This window comes from Lentibacillus halophilus, assembly GCF_055395055.1.
The window spans coordinates 96460-115520 of record NZ_AP043750.1 but is presented as its reverse complement, the minus strand read 5'-3'; the positions used below and the strand labels follow the sequence as shown (position 1 = coordinate 115520).

Here is a 19061-nt window from a genome sequence, read left to right as displayed (position 1 = left end):
ACCTCCCATGTTTCAAATCATAGTAAACAGTATCACAATGATCTGGTATAATGAAAAGGACCAGATAAAACTTTTTTAGGGACCAGATAGAGGTGTGTATATGTTCATGGCAATTGATAAATATAAAGGACAACAGTATATCTATCAGAACATTTACAATGAATTTAAACGGATGATTTTAGATGGACGGTTTAAAGCTGACGAGAAGTTGCCATCTAAACGAAAGCTGGCTGAGCAACTCGATGTAGGTATTAATACCATCACCAATTCGTATGAGCAACTGTTGGCGGAAGGGTATATTTATACACAGGAACGCAAAGGTTATTTTGTGGAAGCCATTACTCAGTTTGCAGGAAGTGGTATGGAGGAATATGCGTTTCCTGAGGATTTAAAGGAAGCGCCGCTCGCTAACGGCAATTGGTTATCTTTTTCGCACATGACAGCAGATGTGTCGGCTTTTCCATTCTCGGCGTGGATGAAATGCGGTCAAAAAGCAATCGCGAATCACAAGCAAGAGCTGTCTGAGATACCGCACCCACAAGGACCATATCAGGTCAGAGAAAGCATTGCCCGGATGATTGCGCTGTCACGTGGTGTGATTTGTGAGCCGGAACAGATTGTCGTTGGAGCAGGAAGTCAATTACTGGTACGACAGTTAATGGAAATGCAGTCGCAGCAAACGACAGCTGCTGTGGAAGACCCGGGTTATTCACGGTTTTATACGTTACTGAGGCGAATGGGCATCAATGTCAACACGGTTCCTATCGACAATAACGGTGCCGACGTTAACGGACTGGAAGAAAAAGATATTCGCTTTTTGTTCATAACACCGTCCCATCAATTTCCAACCGGGAACATCATGCCGATATCCCGGCGTATTGAATGGCTTAATTGGTCAGCCCGTCATCCCCATCGCTACATTGTGGAAGATGACTACGATAGTGAATTTAAGTATGAGACAGACCATATTCCATCGTTGCAAAGTCTTGATAAACATCAACGGGTTATATATATTGGGACGTTTTCAAAAACGATCCTACCGGGTATGCGGATCAGTTATATGGTTCTCCCGCCGGAAATCCTGCGCGCCTATCAAAACTATCATATTGATGCCATGCAAAGCAGCAACATATTAGAACTGTATACATTGCATTATTTTATCGAATCAGGGGAATATACCAAACATCTGAAACGGATGAATCATTACTACGAGAAAAAACGCAAATGTTTAATTCAGGAACTGAAACAACGGTTCGAGAGTAATGTAACAATCGATGATATCCCGGCTGGATTGCACTTTTTGGCGCGGTTTCAAACGTCAAAAACGTACGATATGGTGGAGAAGAAGGCAAAAGAAGAGAAGTTGGAAATCTACACTATTAGGCGGTTTACGCTGGAACGCACCCTGGAGATGGATAATATCGTCATTTTAACGTTGGGGTTTGCAACCATTCAAGAAGAAGAGATCCCCGAAGCAGTGGACCGACTATATCGGGTGATCTACGCGTAGACAAACAATGAGGAAACAATCTATCTATTATGCATGTGGTCTTTTATTAACGGAAAATGAAATTATATATCTGGTCCCATGATTATATTATTTCTGGTTCTTTCCATCATACCAATCAACGATCATAATAACAGTTAAACAACGTGTTTGTGACTGTTTTGTGAAAAGAAAACGATTACTTAAAGGATGTTCAAATAAGAAGGGAGATCACTGTATGTCTGATAAATTAGTTGACTTGGATCAGAAGCATTTCATCCATCCAACGTCGTCCGTTCAACAGCAACAACAGGAAGGTCCGGCCTTCATTTTTGAAAAAGGCGAGGGTATTTATTTAACCGATACCAAAGGAGAAACATATATAGATGCCATGTCTTCGTTATGGAATGTCAATATCGGCCACGGACGCAGCGAGTTAGCTGAAGCGTCCAAAGCCCAAATGGAAAAGCTGGCCTTTAGTTCAGCGTTCTCGACATTCAGTCATGAGCCGGCTATACGTCTTGCTGAAAAAATTGCGTCAATAGCTCCCGAGAGTTTGAGCGCGGTGTTTTTTACATCAGGTGGTTCTGAAGCAAATGATTCCGCTTTCAAACTGGCGCGTCATTATTGGCGGCTAAAAGGTGAGCCTGAACGCCGCAAAATTCTTTCTCGTAAAAAGGCGTATCATGGCGTGGCTGCTGCTTCAACAAGTGCAACAGGCATTCCGGAATTTTGGGACATGGCGGGCACGTTTATGCCTGATTTTATCCACGCGGAAACGCCATATGAAAAAAGCACGAAGGAAGCCATTGATTCGATGCGTCAAGTGATTGAAGATGAAGGACCGGAAACGATTGCTGCGTTTATAGCCGAGCCTGTACAAGGGGCTGGTGGGGTTATTATTCCGCCTGATGATTATTTTAAGGAAGTTCGTAAGCTTTGTGATGAATACGGGATTTTGTTCATCGCTGACGAAATCATTACCGGTTTTGCCAGAACCGGAACAATGTTCGGCATGGAAAACTGGGGCGTTACACCTGACTTGATGACGTTTGCCAAAGGCGTGACAAGCGGTTATATACCATTCGGTGGTGTTATTATCTCTGACGCTATTCATGAGATGCTGAAACAGTCAAGCGGCACCCTTTTCCACGGATTCACTTACAGCGGGCATCCGACCAGCAGTGCGGTAGCTTTGAAAAACATTGAAATTCTGGAAGAGGAAAACCTCGCGGAAAACTCACGAAAAATGGGCGAGCGTTTATTGAAAGGGTTCCAACAAGTTAAAGAAAACACGAATATTGTCGGCGATGTTCGCGCCATTGGATTGCTGGGAGCCGTGGAACTCGTTAAAGACCCTGCAACCAATGAACACTTCCCGGCCGATTGGAAGGTTGTGTCCAAGGCGATTAAAGCGTTACACAATCGAGGCATTATTTGTCGCTCTGTTGCATTCGATGATACCGACATCATTTGTTTTTCACCACCATTGATTATCAACGAAGACCAAATTGATACAATTATCGAAAACGTACAGGAAGCCGTTTTGGAAGTGGAGAAGGAGATTAAGTAAAGCAATATTGAATGATTCAATAATTCTCAAAATACCAAGTTGGAATTTTAAGTATATTGAAAGGACATTGAAATAATGGCTGAGGAAGCTAAATTAAAACGAACATTAACGTTATATCAAGTTGTGCTATTTGGTCTTGCATACATGACTCCTATGATTGTTTTTGGAACTTACGGAGTTTTGGCTGAAACAACGAATGGGTTTGTTCCAACAGCTTATGCAGTAGCTCTTATTGCAATGCTTTTCACCGCCTACAGTTATGGAAGAATGGTTAAGGCATTTCCAGTATCAGGTTCTGCTTACACTTATACAAGAAAATCCATCGGACCTGAATTAGGCTTTATGGTTGGATGGGCCGTTTTATTGGACTATTTCTTTTTACCTATGGTCATATGGTTAATAGGGGGGGCATATTTGAATGCAGCATTCCCTGTTGTACCTTCATGGGTATGGATAGTATCATTTATATTAGTGACAACTGTAATCAATTTAATTGGTATTAATGTTACTACAAACGTGAATTTAGTAATGATGGTTTTTCAGCTGCTTGTTCTTGCCATTTTTATTATAATGAGCATTGTTAGTTTGTTACAAGGAATGGGAACAGGAACTATTTTTTCTATCGATCCACTTTTAAGCAGTGATTTAAATATATTATCAGTAGTTGCAGGTGCTTCTGTGGCTGCCTACTCGTTTCTGGGTTTTGATGCTATAACAACATTATCTGAAGAAACCATTAATCCTAAGAAAACTTTACCAAAAGCAATATTTTTAATCACTGCTATCGGTGGTTTAATCTTTGTAATCACTTCTTACTTTTTGGATTTAGTTTATCCGAATTTCAGTGAATTTCCGAATACAGACACAGCTGCCTATGAAATTGCTCTTGAAATTGGAGGTAATATCCTTGGTGCTATTTTCTTGGCAGGTTTAATAATTGCGCAATTTGCTTCGGGACTTTCAGCACAAACCAGTGCCGCACGTTTATTATATGCTATGGGAAGAGATGGCGTTTTGCCCAAAAAAATCTTTGGCTTTGTTAGTTCGACTACAAAAACTCCAGCGTTTAATTTAATAATGGTGGGTATTATTGGTTTAGTGGCCTTAACCATGGACGTAGCGACGTCAACATCTTTTATAAATTTCGGGGCCTTCATAACATTCACTATGGTTAACGTTTCAGTGATTGCTTATTATTTTGTTAAAGGACAAAAACGATCAGGAAAAAATATTATCCTTTATTTAATTTTACCTTTAATTGGTGTTGGGTTTGATATTGGTTTGTTTGTAAACCTAAGCAGCAATGCCTTGATTTTAGGATCCATTTGGGTGGTAATTGGTTTTGTTTATCTGCTGTACTTAACAAAATTCTTTAAACAGAGACCACCAGACTTAGATATGGGATAATATTTACAAACCATGATAACTTTTGAAAGGGATGACTACTTTGGACAAGATTAATGTCACATTAGCTCAAATGACTCCAAAACTGAAGGATAAGAGCTATAATTTATCCCAAATAAAAAATGCTATGGAAGAAGCCAATAAGAATCAATCCGATCTAATCGTCTTTCCAGAACTATTTTTAACAGGATATTCTGTGGGGGATAAATTAAATGAGCAGGCGGAAAAAGTTGATGGACCCAGCATTAACGAAATAAAGAAATTATGTAAATCATTATCGTTATATACAGTGTTCGGGTTTCCTGAGTCAGGAGATGGCGAAACCAATTTTATCTCATCAGCCTTAATAGATAATCAAGGAGAGTTGTTAGGGCTATATAGAAAAACGCATCTTTTTGATCAGGAACAGAAGTTTTTTGAATCCGGTTCTAATTTTGAAGTTATTCCTACACCAATGGGGAACATCGGTTTAATGATTTGTTTTGATTTAGAATTCCCTGAAGTGGCAAGATCACTAAAACTTATGGGCGCTGATATTCTCGTTATAGTTAATGCTAATATGGATCCTTATAAGGAGCATCATTACATTTATGCTAAATCCCGAGCAATGGAAAATGAAATCCCTGTCGTTATATGTAATCGATTAGGCCAAGAAGATGATCTTAATTTTTGTGGTGATAGTTTAGTGCTTGATTCATGGGGTAATGAATTATTATCAATGAAAGATTCAGAAGGGATTGAGACGGCTAAGCTGCCACTATCGTCTGTAATGGATTCTAAAATGGACTATGTGTTCCGTCGAAAGGAAGATTTGTATTCAATATTGACTGACTCTCAGCACCGTGAATGAGCTGTTTGTAATTTGTGAGCAGACGCAGTAATAAGCCACTTCTAAGTCCAAAAAGTTAATTTCTGTTTCACCGTTATAAATAATGATTTTTTAACCTCTTTTGAACGAGAGTGTATTTTTACTTTACATTGAAAATTGCTTCAAAAAAGGAATTCCAACAGTTCTGGATAGTTGTAGTCAAATGATAGTTCCAAATTTCCGATCTAATCAGGGGAGGGATACCGATGTCTGAAAAAACAGGTTTTATAAATCATGAAAGTTATTTTTGGCACCAAACTGGAAGTGGCGCTTTGAATTTGCGGTCCGGGGGTTCGATTCAGGCTGACACTCATGCTGAGAATCCAGAGACGAAGCGACGAGTGAAAAATTTGCTGGAACGGACCGATGAGATGGATACATTGGAGCAAATAGCGCCACGATCGGCAACCCGGTCAGAAATCGAAATGAATCACCAAACAGAATACATTGACCATGTGAAACAATTGAGTGATTCTGGCGGTGGTGATGCTGGTGTCCATGCTATTGTCGGACCGGACTCCTATGAAATTGCCATGAAGTCAGCAGGAGGGGCCATAACCGCTGTTGATGCGGTAATGAACGATACGGTGCAAACCGCTTATGCATTGGTTCGTCCGCCGGGCCATCATGCTGAACCGAATGAGGGGTCTGGCTTTTGCCTGTTCAACAATGTTGCGATTGCAGCTAACTATGCCCGTAAACAATTTGGCTTGAAACGCATCGCCATTTTAGATTGGGACGTACACCATGGCAATGGAACCGAAACCGCTTTTTATGATGATCCGGACGTTTTGTTCCTTTCCATTCATCAAGAAAATATCTTTCCGAAAGGCCGCGGAGTGATAACAGATGTTGGAGAAGGCGATGCCAAGGGAAACAATGTCAATGTGGAGCTTCCCGCCGGTACCGGGGATGATGGTTACCTCTACACGTTTGATCATGTGATCGAGCCGATTATTGACCAATTTCAGCCTGAGTTGATTCTGATATCAGCGGGTCAGGATGCTAGCCGCTTTGATCCGTTGGGCCGGATGCTGGTGACTGCTGAAGGCTACTACACCATGACAACCAAGATAAAATCGTTAGCCGATAAGCATTGTCATGGCCGTCTAGTTGCCTGTCATGAAGGCGGATACAGCACAGCCTATGTTCCGTTTTGCACATTGCGGATCATAGAAGCACTGCGCGGAGAAAGAAGCCGAATCGAGGATCCGTTCGACTTAGGGTTTCACGAGGGACCGATTTATCCGCATCAGAAGGAAGCTGTTCATCAAGCCATCACTGTTCAATCAGCGTACTGGCACCTTGGAAATGCGTAAGTAAGTTCAATAGATTAATAGTTTCTGAATAGGAAATGTAAAATGGTAAAAACGGTTTAATTGCTGGAAATGATTAATGCATTAAACCGTTATTTTTTTGTGTTAAGATGAAAAAATGTATATCAATTCCACACAACCCCTATGCCTGCTATAAACCAATTTTGACTATGTAAAAATGTGCCCGAATCTGGTATGATAACGTGGAATGGGGATAGTTTTGATAGTGTAATCAATTACAATCAATCAGTCACAATGGTAGACTTTTAGATGCTTTTAAACAATCAATTCACCAACGAAAGACGTTGTACTATGAAGGAGATGAGATGAAACCATGAGCGATGACCATTCATATACCATCGGCAATTATTTAAAATTTATTATACCATCGTTGTTGGGTGCCTTTTTGTTAATGGTTCCAATACCTGTCAATGGGGAAGTTACGTTAATTGTTGCCGTCTGGGATAATTTTATTCAAACGTATTTGGGTACTGCTATGCCCGCCATTGCAGTAGCGTTAATCAGTCTGTCTTTTGTTATGGCTTTAATAACTGTTACAACACGTCCTCAATTTATTTTGCAGAATCATTTTCTAAGAAAGCTGTTTTACGTTGGTCCGATTGCCCTTTTGACGAAAGGGCTAGCGACGTTTTTCGGGTTACTGACTCTTTTTCAAATTGGACCTGAATGGATTTGGTCCGATGCTACGGGCGGGAATATTTTATTTGGATTACTGACGACCCTGGTTGCCATCTTCTTTTTCGCTGGTTATATTTTGCCGTTATTGCTGGACTTTGGATTATTGGAATTGATAGGGACGATTATGAAAAAAATTATGCGTCCTATTTTTACGCTACCGGGTCGTTCGACGGTGGACAGTCTCGTTTCCTGGTTGGGCGATGGGACGATTGGCGTTATGTTGACGAACAATCAATATGAGGAAGGCTATTATACAAAACGGGAAGCGGCTGTGATTGGGACAACATTTTCGCTCGTATCGATCGACTTTACGATTGTTGTTTTACTGGAACTTGATTTAGGCCATTTGTTTTTACCATATTATGGGACCATTATTATTGCAGGACTCGTTGCAGCCCTGATTATGCCTCGTATTCCGCCATTATCCAGGAAAGTGGATGCCTTTTATGAAGAAGCAGAAGCGCGTGAACAGGAGACGTATCCGGAGAATATGTCGTTGGTTAAATGGGGGATGCACCAAGCGGCTGATCGTGCCAAACGTATGACGAGTGTGGTTCCGGTCATAAGAGGTGGAACGCAAAATGTGCTGACAATGTGGCTGGAAGTTGTACCGGTTGTTATGGCCATTGGTACCATTGCGACCATTATTGCCGAATACACGCCTATTTTTGCTTGGCTTGGAGCGCCATTTATTCCATTATTAAATGTGTTGCAAGTTCCGGAAGCAACCGAGGCTGCGCAAACCGTTGTTGTTGGTTTTGCAGATATGTTCCTGCCGGCTATTTTGGGAAGTGGAATTGAAAGTGAAATGACCCGGTTTATTATTGCGTGTTTATCTGTTACACAATTAATTTATATGTCGGAAGTAGGGGCTTTATTAATAGGCTCCAAATTGCCATTAAATATGAAGGATTTAATTATTATTTTCCTATTGCGCACGTTGATTACACTGCCGATTATCGCGCTGATAGCACATATGATATTTTGACGCAGACGTATGATTTTCACACGTATCTGTATCAAGTGTGTTTGCCATTTCAGGTTTTGTCGGCTTCCCTTACCATTCTTACATCGTGTATTCTCAAAAGGGAATATCCTCATCGTATGGCTGTAATAGGAGGGATGCTGGATGATTTATAAGTATATGCTTGTATTTTTGGGGGCAGCTATTCCGTGGCTGGAAGTGATGGCGGTTGTCCCCGTAGGCATTGTTTGGGGACTGGCGCCGTTCTGGGTCATGGTTGTGGCGTTTGTGGGCAATATGCTGTCCGTACTTGTTGTGATTGTTGGGTTCGATAAGTTGAAGCGTTGGTATATCAGGCGGCGAGAAGCGAAAGGAAAACAGCCTTCCAAAGGCAGCCGGCGAGCGGTTACGTTTTTCCACAAATACGGGCTGATAGGTCTGGCATTTTTGGGTCCGGTTCTAATCGGTACCCATATCGCCGTTTTTATCGGTATGGCACTCGGTGCATCGAAACGGGCCATGAGTGTTTGGATTGGAATCAGCATTGCTTTATGGATCGTTATTTTTGGCGTGACAACCGCACTCGGGTTTGATTTTTTCAAGAAAAATATATAGGGGTTTCGTCGTCTGATTGAAAATTAGAGTACAGGACGCGCCCATTGATAGGCAAGAGCGATTTTATTCAATTGCCTTCAAGCCCACCGCCCCGGCAATAATGCACAGCAAAAAGGCGATTCGTTTCCAACCGGCCGATTCGTTGAAAAATAGGATGCCGATGAGAACGGCACCGGCTGCTCCCAGACCAGTCCAAATGGCATAAGCGGTCCCGAGCGGAATGTCGCGCATGGCGAGTGATAAAAATATAAATCCGCCTGCAAATGAGAGTACAATCGGGATGACCCGGATGATATGTTTTTGGCGGAGAAACAGGTTGATGCTCATCATGCCGAATATCTCCCCAAAACTGGCAATGACTAAAAATACCCACGCCATGCTCATTTCCCTCCTTCTTCAGCCGCTTCCTCTGTGTCATCCGTCATTTTGATTCCGATCACACCGGCAATTATTAATGCGATAAACAATGCTTTCATCACTGAAAATCCAGCCCCGAATATGAGAAAATCAATCAATACAATGGCGGCAGCACCTGACCCGGTGAAGACAGCATACACGGTGCCGGATGGGATCATCTCACACGCCTTGACGACTAAAATGAAACTGAACACGATGGCAATAGTTGTGCCGCTCCATTCCAACACAGTATTGGAATATTTCAAGCCAACGACCCAAAACACTTCCACAATCGCTGCAAACAGTACGTAAAGCCAACCCAATCCAAATGGCCTCCTTCTACTTATGTGAAATAGTTTCTCCGTTTAAAATCATCCATTCGATTGTAGCATATATTTTGTGTTGTCTGTCAGTTTTCGATTTGTGGGAGGGGTGGTGGGAACTCGAGCGACAACCCTCAACTCGAGAAGCAGCACCCCCATACCTAAAAGACGATTTTCGGCAGCCGCCGAAAATCATCCTAGTTAATGTATACTTTTGACTGTCTTACACTAAATCGGCTAAAAAACAATAACGGAAGCAATTAGCAAGGAATAATCAATAACGTGTCTAACAATCACGAAGTAACCTAGTTCTCAAAAGATTCATCTCCCTCAATGCTTATGGTTCCCTTATTTTTAACTGTGCTTTTAAAAGTGCCATCGCCCACTATGTTTATGTATGATTTATTTTTCAAAACAACGTTACGCTCAAATGTGCCATCCCCTTCTATCGATATAAAAGCTGAATTCTTTAATTCATCAACTTCACCTTCAAACATTCCATTCCCTTCTATAGTTATAGAAGCACTATTCTTAAAACCAACGCTGCCTTTAAAAATTCCGGTTTCTTCAATGTCTATCGAAGCACCATTTGCAAGTGCAACGTTTTCGTCAGCAAATAAATCCTGTTCGACTTGCACGGAATAATCGTTCTGTTTACCCTTCTGATCCATCTCCCCTGTAATCCACAGCGCGCCTTGAATGTCATAGTTATCTTCATCACATTTTTTTTCGTATTTTTCCCCAGTCCACTTAACATTTCCATCACTGTAACAAGGAAGTACGTCAACTTCTACCGGCCATTCATAATCTTCTTCATCATCCTCGCCGTCTTCCTCGTCGTCTTCCTCGTCGTCTTCCTCGTCGTCATCATCTTCTTCCCATTTCTCCAACACAATCTCCTCCCCCTCCGTAGGCCGCCACGTTGTTTCCAGGCTCACAGTCTGACCGTCATCGGACTCGGTGGTCATCTGGATAGTCAGGGGTTTATCGAAATTAACGTCCCTGATAGGGGAAACATCACTATCGTTCTTGTCCCCATCATTCGTCACCGTCATTTTTTCAATGTTTAGTTTATCCGTGTCCACCTGAAAAGGCAGATCCCCCTCTCCCGATCGTTCGTAATACGCCTGCCGCATCTCGCTGATCAGGACGTTCGTGTTTTGCTGGAGAGAGATGTCATTGCTGGCGGCTTGTTGGTTCTGTCCCATGGAAACGATCAGACCGGTCGACAGTGCGATCATAAGTGAAAGCAGGGCGAGTGTCGCGAGGAGTTCAACGAGTGTTACGCCTTGTTCATGGTTGAATCGGTATGGAAACATATCATCACGTCCGTTATCATGGTATAATAAGTTTAAAGCCAGTATGGAAAAAAGTCCCGCCGACGTTCTTTACTAACGTTCTTTTGCCAGGAGTGAGATCGATGCCTGAACAAATGTCATCTAATGAAAAAAATGGTTTCACGCTTATTGAAATTATAACATCCATTGCGCTTTTGACCATGATTATTGCTGTGATGTTACCCATTTTTCCGCAGATTTTAAACTGGTCGTCCCAGTCGGAGGAGAATTTGACCGCAAGTAATCTATTAGGCCGCGTAGCCAGTGATGCGCAAGAAAATGCCGGAAGATTGCCGCTCGACGACGTTCCCGTTTGTTCCGACGGTAAAAAAATACTTCCGGCGAAAAATTTAAATGCCCTTCCATCCTATACATATAGCGTAAAACTGAATGTGTGCAAAGAAGAGACCGTTGATTTATATCGAACGAACATTCAGATTCTTTCTGACAACGACCAATTGGCTGAATCCTACACCTATATTGAGGCAGGTGGGTCCGGATGAACCGTCTGAGGAATGAACGCGGCGCAGCACTTGTTCTGACCCTGATGATGATTACGCTCATTCTCTTATTCGTGCTGACTCTGCTTTATCAAGTGACCAATACGACCAGGCAAATAACGACAATGGATGAAAATATAGACGCGCATTTGGTGGCAGAGATGGGCGTTGATTACTACCAGACGCTCGTGCATGAACGCGTCAAAGGTCAGGCTGTCGAAAAGGTGCAGGACATTGACTGGCCGGAGACACCGACGAACTACCCAATTGATGACAATCGAACTTTCTCAATTAAAATTGACCAACGGGATAATACTAATAAGGAAAAAACGGAGATTGAATTTACCAGCGAAGGAAAGGCGCACGGCCGCACAGAGACGATAGAACAAAGCATAACGATAACGCTGGAATAGTTATATAGATTTCCTGAATGGAAGCTTATTAAGCGAAAGGCGGAGGGGGATATTATGGCACCACGCAAACGGCTGGGTGATTTACTGAAGGATGCAGGAATCATAACAGAAGCGCAAGTGGAAGACGTACTTGCTCATAAAAAACCGGATCAAAAATTAGGAGACGCACTGCTCGATCACGGATTTATTACGGAAAAACAGCTGATCGACGTACTGGAATATCAGCTCGGCATTGCACATGTGTCACTGTATCAGTATCCGATTGAGGAGCGGGTGCTTGGTTATGTGTCGCATGCATTTGCTCAGAATAAATACGTTATGCCGCTGCAAATCAAGGATCATGAACTGGTCGTCGCAATGCAGGACCCGATGGATTATTATGTTATTGATGATTTGGAGCTGTCGACAGGCTTCACCATTTATCCGGTGATTGCTACAAGAGATGATATTTTATATGCGATCAATAAACATTATTTTAAACAGGGAGATGAATACGCGGCGACAACGGAGGAGGGAACAGGAGCGTCAGTCGTCAGTCTGCTTGATCAACTTTTGACAACCGGGATTCAATTGAAAGCAAGTGACGTTCATCTGGATCCCCAGGAAACACATGTCGATGTGCGCTACCGGATTGACGGACAGCTCCGCAAAGATAAAACGCTCGCGAAAGAGTTGCAGAACCCGCTGGTAGCCCGTATCAAAATTCTTGCCGATTTGGATATCACGCAGACGCGCCTGCCCCAGGACGGGCGGATTAAAACGACGATCGGTGTGACACCGGTGGACTTGCGTATCTCCTGTTTGCCCACAGTAAATGGCGAAAAAATCGTCATCCGGGTGTTAAATTTGGCCAATGCGCTTCGTAAAATAAATGATCTCGGATTTTCCGAGGAGAATAGGCAAAAATACGTGGATTTGCTGAATCGGCCGTCTGGTTTGGTGTTGCTTACGGGTCCGACTGGGTCGGGAAAAACGTCCACCCTATACGGGTCGATCCATCATCTGAACCAGGACCATATTAATATGGTGACCATTGAGGATCCGGTTGAGTTTCAAATGGAAGGGGTCAACCAAGTGCAAGTGAATGCGAATGTTGGCCTCACCTTTGCAACCGGACTGCGCTCGATTTTGCGACAGGATCCGAATACCATCATGGTCGGGGAAGTCCGTGATCAGGAAACGGCGGAAATTGCTATCCGAGCCTCGCTCACCGGGCATTTGGTGTTCAGTACGTTGCATACGAACAGTGCGGTCGATGCCATCCCGCGCCTGATCGATATGGGCATTGAGCCGTATCTCGTCGTCTCCTCCCTGAAAGGTGTGGTAGCCCAACGCCTCGTCCGGAAAATTTGCCCGGATTGCAAGGTAGGCCGCGAACCGACACCGATGGAACGGGATATTTTCCATAACCATGACGTAAGCGTCGATCATATCTATGAAGGAAACGGATGTGACAGCTGTCATTACTTGGGTTACCGCGGTCGACTGGCTGTGCATGAAGTGGTCACGATGGATGAAGGGATGAAACACTTGTTGTTGAACCAAGGGTCGATGGCCGATTTACACACACATGCTGCCGATAAGGGGACGTCGTTTCTCATTCATGACGGGTTGGAAAAAGTGAAAAATGGCGAAACAACGCTTCAAGAAGTGATGCAGCTGTCAATTGCGTTGTAAAGGAGGAAACAGATATTGGATGATACATTGCAGCAATGGCTGACAGAAGCGGTTCATCAACAAGCGTCCGATGTGCATTTAACCGTCGGCAAACCTCCCGTATGTCGTATTAATGGGTTGCTTCTCGAACAGGATTGGCCGGTCTTGCAGCCGTCTGATACCGAGCGGATGAGCCGTTCGTTGTTAAATGATCACGATTGGCACGTGTTGAATGATAAGCGGGAAATGGATCTTTCCTGTGGTATCAGCGGCGTATCCCGATTTCGTGTCAATCTGTTTTACCAACGTGGGGCGTTGTCGCTTGCCTTTCGGATTGTACCGAGGCATATTCCATCGATTGAGGAGCTTCATTTGCCGCCCATTACCCACGAGTTGACGACTGAACGGCAGGGGCTGATGCTTGTTACCGGACCGACCGGGAGCGGGAAAAGCACGATCTTGGCGGCAATGCTTGATTTTATGAACCAAACGATGCGCCGACATATGATCACGCTGGAAGACCCGATTGAGTATGTACATACGCACCATCATTCGATCATTGATCAACGTGAGGTTGGCCTCGATACGACCAGTTTTCTTACCGGACTGCGGGCAAGTCTTCGCCAGGATCCGGATGTCATTTTGGTTGGGGAACTGCGTGATCTCGAAACGATATCCACGGCGATAACAGCGGCAGAAACCGGGCATCTCGTCCTTGGCACACTGCACACGAGCAGCGCGGTTTCTACGATTGAGCGTATAATCGACGTGTTCCCACCCCAGCAGCAGACACAAATCCGTATTCAATTGTCGTCGATGTTAAAGGCGGTCATTGCCCAGCAGCTGCTTCCAACGAAAGACGGGACGAGCCGGCGTGCGGCCACAGAAGTGCTGATTAACACACCGGCTGTTAAAAATCTCATCACCAATGAAAAACTGCACCAGATTCAGAACGTGTTGCAGACGTCCAAAGCACAAGGCATGCACACGATGGATATGGATTTAAAAAAGCTGCTTCGAGAGGATGTTGTAGCGTATGAGACCGTTGCACCATTTTTGGAAATGAGAGAAATCTAACGTCTAAGCCGCACGCATCATGGCGCTTTTTGATCCGCTGTGGACCGGCATGAAAGGAGGCATCCTGTGAATTTTGACTATAGCGGTAAACGGTTTTCCGGTGAACGGGTGAAGGGGCAAATGGAGGCGGAAACGAAAAACGAAGCACTGAATGAGTTGGAACAAGGCGGCATCATCGTTGTTTCCATTACCGAGACGAAACCGTGGAACAAAGATATTTCATGGAATCGACGGTTGAAAAACAAAGACTTCGTTGTATTTCTCCGGCAATATGCGACGCTGATTCACGCCGGCATTTCTATTTCAGAAGCGACGAAAACGATGGGGCGGCAAACGGGAAATGCGACGCTCCAATCCGCGCTGGAAGACATTGATAAGCAGTTAGAACGGGGGGAAGGTCTGTCTGTGGCAGCCGATCGTCATCCGGATGTTTTTCCGGAGCTGCTTGTCAACATGATTCATGCCGGGGAAGCGAGCGGTAAGTTGGATGAGATTTTGAACGAAATGGCCGACTACTATGAAAAAGAACACTCAAACCGGCGCAAGCTCGTCTCCGCCTTAATGTATCCCAGCATTGTCGGGATCATTACTTTGTTGTTAACAATGTTTTTGCTCATGTTCGTCGTGCCGCAATTTGTCAGTATGTTTGAATCGTTCGGGGAAGATATCCCGGCTTATACGCAATTGGTCCTGTCCTTGAGTGATTGGGTGAGTGCCTATTGGTGGATGTTGCTCGTTCTCGTGGTTGTAGGCGTGCTCGTGTACAAATATGCCGTGCAGTTTCCGGCTGTCGTCTACCGGATGGATTATTTTAAAATGAAATGTCCGTTTCTCGGCAGGCTGGCACACAAAGCTGTACTCGTTCGCATGACACAGACGCTCTCTACACTCGTCAACAGCTCCGTTCCGATTCTTCAGGCGTTGGAAATCACTGAGAGGGTTGTCGGCAATAAAGTGATGCAACACGTTTTAGCAGACGCCCGTGAGTCGCTCGAATCCGGGGAATCGATGACCCGGGCGATGGAGGATCACTGGGCTTTCCCGCCGCTGGTAGTACAGATGGTACAGATCGGCGAAAAAACCGGGACACTCGACCATATGCTGCAAAAAGCGGCCAAATTTTACGAAGAAGACCTTGATCAGATGGCAAATCGGATTCAAACATTAATTGAACCAATCATGATTATTCTATTGACGGTAATTGTTGGAAGTGTTATTGTATCTGTGGTTTTGCCGATGTTCTCATTATTTGAAAACATTCAGTGACCATTTTGGTAACATGTGGTATTGGTACCTATTATCTAGTATACTAGTACCAGAAGAAAAGCAGTGGTGTGATGAACGTCTGTCTGTATATGGGCACTTGGACAGTCAGGAGCAATTAGTGCAACCGACGCTCTATTACCTTATTTAACTAAAAAGGAGAGGGTCTTATGTTGGAACGTATGAAAAGGAAGTTTAAACAACAGGAAGGGTTCACACTGGTTGAGTTGCTGGCTGTCTTGGCCATTCTGGGGATAGTGTTGGCGATTGCCGTTCCCAGTGTTTCGGGTGTTATAAGTAGCTCGGAAGACGACGCTGATGAGTCGAATAGAGAATTGATGGAGAATGCGGCCAGGTTGGCGAATGCAAGTGACATTGATCCAAAAGGTGAGAATGGTGATACTTATTCGTTAGACAATCTAGTTAGTGAGGGTTTTCTTGAAGAAAAACCTACTAATCCTAATACAGATAATGATTACAATGGTACTGTTAAAGTGACAAATGCGGCTGATGATGATTCTAAAGTAGATGATTATACGTTTAAATACGTACCTGGTGACGGGGAAGAAGAAATTAGTGATGACACCAGTGACGGTGGTGAATCTGGAGGCGGCGATGACGGAACCGGTGGCTCTGGTAATAAGGACTAATAATAAAAATAACTAACCGAGCTAAACATAATCACTAACTAAACGCCTTGCACGTTTTTGCTGCAGGGCGTTTTTACGAATGAATTTCATAAATGCTAAATGCTTTTCTGTTTAATATGAACATGTAACTTGTAATACACTTAATCATTCGTTGAATATATACTTCAACTTAGAAGATTGGAACGGAAGGCGGACGACTCCTGCGGGATAAGAGGCCTAGATGAGACCCCACAAGGCGTCAGCCTGAGGAGGCTCATCAGCCGCCCGCGGAAAGCGTCCGCCTGAAGTGGAAATCAAAAGCAATAACCTATCGTTCGTATTTTAAAGGCAGATATCTAATTTTGAAATTCAATCAGATTCATAACTTTTTACCTAAGCAGGTGGTCGTGTGAACATTCTCAACAACGGCAGGGTCAATATGGTGATCACGAACCGGGTGATCCGCTATGCCTTTCACAAAAATACATCCCCTAATAGCATTGTCACTTATGGCGACGTCGAACTGCCGGTGGGTACGATGCAGAACGGCACCATAGCGGATGCACAGGCGTTTCAACGTGTCATTCGGCAATTGGTGCAGGAAAACCGCTGGCGACGGAAAAAAATCGCTTTCTGCTTGGTGGACGATACGGTCGTTATCCGGGATTTGTCCATTCCGGGAACACTATCGAAGGATGAGGCAATTGGTTACATCCGCACGCAGATCGGCCATTCGTTTTATTTGCCGTTCGACAATCCAGCGCTCGCTATTGATGTGCTGAGAAACGATGAGGAAACGACCGATGTCCGGTTGTATGCGTATCCGAAAGAAAAAATCGATCAGTTTAAGCACGTTTTTTCAGCGGCGGGGCTTCATCCGATCATCGCCGATTTGACGGCCTTGTCGGTGTACCGTTATTATGTTCAAACAGCCGAAACAGCATCCGACCATACACTGCTCATTCATTGGAATCATGACGCGCTGTTTTTGACCGCCTTTCAACACCATAAAGCCGTGTTCAATAGACATATAAAAATCGCCATGGATGACGAACCGGCGCAGGAGACGGCTGAGGGCATGATCGATCATTATATGACAGAGATCAATCGGATGGTCGACTTTTACCAGTATTCGATCACCAAGGGGGAATCGCGCATCGAGCAGCTGATTGTATCCGGGGATTTTCCCTATTTGTCCACGGCTAAACGTCATCTCGCTGACCGTTTGGAGCTGCCGATTTATGAATTTCCCGACGAAAATATGTCCCCCACGTATGTTGATTTGATGGGACTGGGCTTAAAGAATGGCGGATGAAGGTGGGTGTGCAATGAATACGGAAATCAATTTTTTGGAAAAAGAAACGAAGCGTATGAGCATACCGCTCTTTCTCTTGTTGGTGTTCCTGCTGCTGCTTATCGCTGTAGCTGCTGTTCTGCTGATACAGCGGGGTGGGCTGGCGAGTGCGATCGATCAGGAAAAAGCGACGATGACGGCGCTTGAAGATCAAATGGCAAAGCTGGAAGAGGACACCGGTCATATGCAACAGCTGAAACAGACGAAGGAAGCGTTGGCATCGATCGAGACCCGGACGGTTCCGCGTGTTGCCTTGTATAAGCAGATGCTTGGCATGCTGGGTGACTCGGGGCAGCTGGAGTCGTTTACATATGAGAGCGGCGAGTTATTTCAGCTGGAGGTGGCGTTTGATTCGCTATCGTCTGTATCGGATTATACGGATAAAATGCTGCAGCAACCCTATTTGCTCAATGTGAAACTTGCGGATGTTTCAAAGGCTGGCGATGGGTATGACGCGTCGTTCGCGGTGACTATTGACGCGGATGTGTTGCGGGAGGAGATGAGTACCGATGCCGACTAACTGGAACCGAAGCCATACGTTAATCCTTATTGTATTCGTTGCTCTTGCTGCTTTAATCTATTTGGCCGGTTATCGGACAATGATTCAGCCGATGCAGAGTGATCTCGCCTCCACCGAAGAACAAGTTGATTTATACGAACAACAAGTAAAACAGCTCAAAAATCAGGACGGGCGCTTGGACGAATCGTTGCAGCAAATCACCGAACAGGTGCCGGCTGACAAAAAGCCTGACGCAGTGTTGAACGAGCTTCGCCAAATGGCTGACAAGACGAATGTCGACATTGATTCGATCTCCTCCTCAGGTGCCGGTGGTGATAATGATAGTGACCTGAACAGTGCCGGATACAACCTCGACGTGACCGGCGCCAACATTCAAGACGTCAATGCGTTTCTCGACGCCGTTCAAAAGGGCGATCGTTTCATGAGAATTGACTCTATTTCGATTGAGCAGGACGGCTCAGCAGACCTCTCACTTGCGTTATCGACGTTTTATAGCGGGTGAAAAAGGAGGGGTGAACTTGAGCGACGGCATACCCGACCCGAGCAAGAACCGCCTCAACTCGAGTAGCCCACCCATATCAAAATGCCAATTTTCGGCAGCCGCCGAAAATCAACCCCCATTAAAAAACGAGACGAGGAGATCGCTCAGTTTGAGCAGAAACGCGCGC

The 19061-nt window shown here is 44.4% G+C and carries 19 protein-coding genes and 1 riboswitch; of the genes, 16 read left to right on the top strand and 3 right to left on the bottom strand.

The window, feature by feature from the left end:
• The first annotated feature begins 106 nt into the window (after window positions 1–106).
• From gabR to ACZ5Q7_RS00500, 7 genes are all read left to right on the top strand, one after another.
• On the top strand, window positions 107–1510 hold the full coding sequence (gene gabR, locus ACZ5Q7_RS00530; RefSeq protein ID WP_343754167.1) for a MocR-like transcriptional regulator GabR: 1404 nt from the start codon (window positions 107–109) through the stop codon (window positions 1508–1510).
• Between the two features lie 214 nt (window positions 1511–1724).
• On the top strand, window positions 1725–3059 hold the full coding sequence (locus ACZ5Q7_RS00525; RefSeq protein ID WP_343754165.1) for an aminotransferase family protein: 1335 nt from the start codon (window positions 1725–1727) through the stop codon (window positions 3057–3059).
• Between the two features lie 75 nt (window positions 3060–3134).
• Window positions 3135–4466 carry an APC family permease gene (locus tag ACZ5Q7_RS00520; RefSeq protein WP_343754163.1) on the top strand — a complete coding sequence of 444 codons (1332 nt, stop codon included), beginning with the start codon at window positions 3135–3137 and terminating at the stop codon, window positions 4464–4466.
• Window positions 4467–4506: 40 nt separating this feature from the next.
• Entirely contained in the window at window positions 4507–5313 is an 807-nt protein-coding gene (locus ACZ5Q7_RS00515; RefSeq protein ID WP_343754161.1) for a carbon-nitrogen hydrolase family protein, read from the top strand.
• A 224-nt stretch (window positions 5314–5537) separates the two neighbouring features.
• The gene (locus ACZ5Q7_RS00510) at window positions 5538–6650 is read left to right on the top strand and encodes a class II histone deacetylase (protein ID WP_343754159.1); all 1113 of its coding nucleotides are present in this window, start codon (window positions 5538–5540) and stop codon (window positions 6648–6650) included.
• Between the two features lie 331 nt (window positions 6651–6981).
• A complete protein-coding gene (locus tag ACZ5Q7_RS00505) occupies window positions 6982–8334 on the top strand; it encodes a YjiH family protein (RefSeq protein ID WP_343754157.1) in 1353 nt (450 codons plus the stop codon).
• 141 nt (window positions 8335–8475) lie between these two features.
• Window positions 8476–8925, top strand: a complete 450-nt coding sequence (locus ACZ5Q7_RS00500; protein WP_343754155.1) for a small multi-drug export protein — start codon at window positions 8476–8478, stop codon at window positions 8923–8925.
• 63 nt (window positions 8926–8988) lie between these two features.
• Here ACZ5Q7_RS00500 and ACZ5Q7_RS00495 read toward each other — a convergent pair whose 3' ends face one another.
• From ACZ5Q7_RS00495 to ACZ5Q7_RS00485, 3 genes are all read right to left on the bottom strand, one after another.
• Complete coding sequence (locus ACZ5Q7_RS00495) at window positions 8989–9303, bottom strand: DMT family transporter (protein WP_343754154.1); 315 nt, start codon at window positions 9301–9303, stop codon at window positions 8989–8991.
• A 2-nt stretch (window positions 9304–9305) separates the two neighbouring features.
• The gene (locus ACZ5Q7_RS00490; RefSeq protein WP_343754152.1) at window positions 9306–9644 is read right to left on the bottom strand and encodes a DMT family transporter; all 339 of its coding nucleotides are present in this window, start codon (window positions 9642–9644) and stop codon (window positions 9306–9308) included.
• 305 nt (window positions 9645–9949) lie between these two features.
• Window positions 9950–10963 carry a prepilin-type N-terminal cleavage/methylation domain-containing protein gene (locus tag ACZ5Q7_RS00485; RefSeq protein ID WP_343754150.1) on the bottom strand — a complete coding sequence of 338 codons (1014 nt, stop codon included), beginning with the start codon at window positions 10961–10963 and terminating at the stop codon, window positions 9950–9952.
• 101 nt (window positions 10964–11064) lie between these two features.
• On the opposite strand from ACZ5Q7_RS00485, the gene ACZ5Q7_RS00480 reads away from it, so the two are divergent.
• The 9 genes from ACZ5Q7_RS00480 (at window position 11065) to pilO (ending at window position 18895) form a co-directional block, all read left to right on the top strand.
• Window positions 11065–11484 (top strand): type II secretion system protein, encoded by a 420-nt coding sequence (locus ACZ5Q7_RS00480; RefSeq protein WP_343754148.1) that lies wholly within the window; start codon window positions 11065–11067, stop codon window positions 11482–11484.
• On the top strand, window positions 11481–11894 hold the full coding sequence (locus tag ACZ5Q7_RS00475) for a hypothetical protein (protein ID WP_343754146.1): 414 nt from the start codon (window positions 11481–11483) through the stop codon (window positions 11892–11894). Before ACZ5Q7_RS00480 ends, ACZ5Q7_RS00475 begins: the two co-directional genes overlap by 4 nt.
• 54 nt (window positions 11895–11948) lie before the next feature.
• Window positions 11949–13571: a GspE/PulE family protein gene (locus ACZ5Q7_RS00470; protein ID WP_343754144.1), complete on the top strand. Its 1623-nt coding sequence runs from the start codon at window positions 11949–11951 to the stop codon at window positions 13569–13571.
• A gap of 15 nt (window positions 13572–13586) precedes the next feature.
• Window positions 13587–14627 carry a type IV pilus twitching motility protein PilT gene (locus ACZ5Q7_RS00465; RefSeq protein WP_343754142.1) on the top strand — a complete coding sequence of 347 codons (1041 nt, stop codon included), beginning with the start codon at window positions 13587–13589 and terminating at the stop codon, window positions 14625–14627.
• A 66-nt stretch (window positions 14628–14693) separates the two neighbouring features.
• On the top strand, window positions 14694–15893 hold the full coding sequence (locus tag ACZ5Q7_RS00460; protein ID WP_343754139.1) for a type II secretion system F family protein: 1200 nt from the start codon (window positions 14694–14696) through the stop codon (window positions 15891–15893).
• A gap of 55 nt (window positions 15894–15948) precedes the next feature.
• A riboswitch (cyclic di-GMP riboswitch) is annotated at window positions 15949–16032 on the top strand.
• Between the two features lie 28 nt (window positions 16033–16060).
• On the top strand, window positions 16061–16540 hold the full coding sequence (locus ACZ5Q7_RS00455; protein ID WP_343754137.1) for a competence type IV pilus major pilin ComGC: 480 nt from the start codon (window positions 16061–16063) through the stop codon (window positions 16538–16540).
• 388 nt (window positions 16541–16928) lie between these two features.
• Entirely contained in the window at window positions 16929–17834 is a 906-nt protein-coding gene (pilM, locus tag ACZ5Q7_RS00450) for a type IV pilus biogenesis protein PilM (RefSeq protein WP_343754135.1), read from the top strand.
• A 13-nt stretch (window positions 17835–17847) separates the two neighbouring features.
• Window positions 17848–18393, top strand: coding sequence for a hypothetical protein (locus ACZ5Q7_RS00445; RefSeq protein WP_343754133.1), 546 nt, complete (start codon window positions 17848–17850; stop codon window positions 18391–18393).
• Window positions 18383–18895 (top strand): type 4a pilus biogenesis protein PilO, encoded by a 513-nt coding sequence (gene pilO / locus ACZ5Q7_RS00440; protein ID WP_343754131.1) that lies wholly within the window; start codon window positions 18383–18385, stop codon window positions 18893–18895. Before ACZ5Q7_RS00445 ends, pilO begins: the two co-directional genes overlap by 11 nt.
• Window positions 18896–19061 lie beyond the last annotated feature (166 nt).

Bases quoted from the DNA above. Each gene is read 5' to 3' on its own strand.
- ACZ5Q7_RS00510 (WP_343754159.1), top strand. From the start codon at position 5,538: ATGTCTGAAAAAACAGGTTTTATAAATCATGAAAGTTATTTTTGGCAC.
- ACZ5Q7_RS00500 (WP_343754155.1), top strand. From the start codon at position 8,476: ATGATTTATAAGTATATGCTTGTATTTTTGGGGGCAGCTATTCCGTGG.
- ACZ5Q7_RS00495 (WP_343754154.1), bottom strand. From the start codon at position 9,303: ATGGCGTGGGTATTTTTAGTCATTGCCAGTTTTGGGGAGATATTCGGC.
- pilO (WP_343754131.1), top strand. From the start codon at position 18,383: ATGCCGACTAACTGGAACCGAAGCCATACGTTAATCCTTATTGTATTC.
- ACZ5Q7_RS00505 (WP_343754157.1), top strand. From the start codon at position 6,982: ATGAGCGATGACCATTCATATACCATCGGCAATTATTTAAAATTTATT.
- ACZ5Q7_RS00525 (WP_343754165.1), top strand. From the start codon at position 1,725: ATGTCTGATAAATTAGTTGACTTGGATCAGAAGCATTTCATCCATCCA.
- ACZ5Q7_RS00480 (WP_343754148.1), top strand. From the start codon at position 11,065: ATGCCTGAACAAATGTCATCTAATGAAAAAAATGGTTTCACGCTTATT.
- ACZ5Q7_RS00445 (WP_343754133.1), top strand. From the start codon at position 17,848: ATGAATACGGAAATCAATTTTTTGGAAAAAGAAACGAAGCGTATGAGC.
- ACZ5Q7_RS00485 (WP_343754150.1), bottom strand. From the start codon at position 10,963: ATGTTTCCATACCGATTCAACCATGAACAAGGCGTAACACTCGTTGAA.
- ACZ5Q7_RS00470 (WP_343754144.1), top strand. From the start codon at position 11,949: ATGGCACCACGCAAACGGCTGGGTGATTTACTGAAGGATGCAGGAATC.
- ACZ5Q7_RS00455 (WP_343754137.1), top strand. From the start codon at position 16,061: ATGTTGGAACGTATGAAAAGGAAGTTTAAACAACAGGAAGGGTTCACA.
- gabR (WP_343754167.1), top strand. From the start codon at position 107: ATGGCAATTGATAAATATAAAGGACAACAGTATATCTATCAGAACATT.
- ACZ5Q7_RS00520 (WP_343754163.1), top strand. From the start codon at position 3,135: ATGGCTGAGGAAGCTAAATTAAAACGAACATTAACGTTATATCAAGTT.
- ACZ5Q7_RS00475 (WP_343754146.1), top strand. From the start codon at position 11,481: ATGAACCGTCTGAGGAATGAACGCGGCGCAGCACTTGTTCTGACCCTG.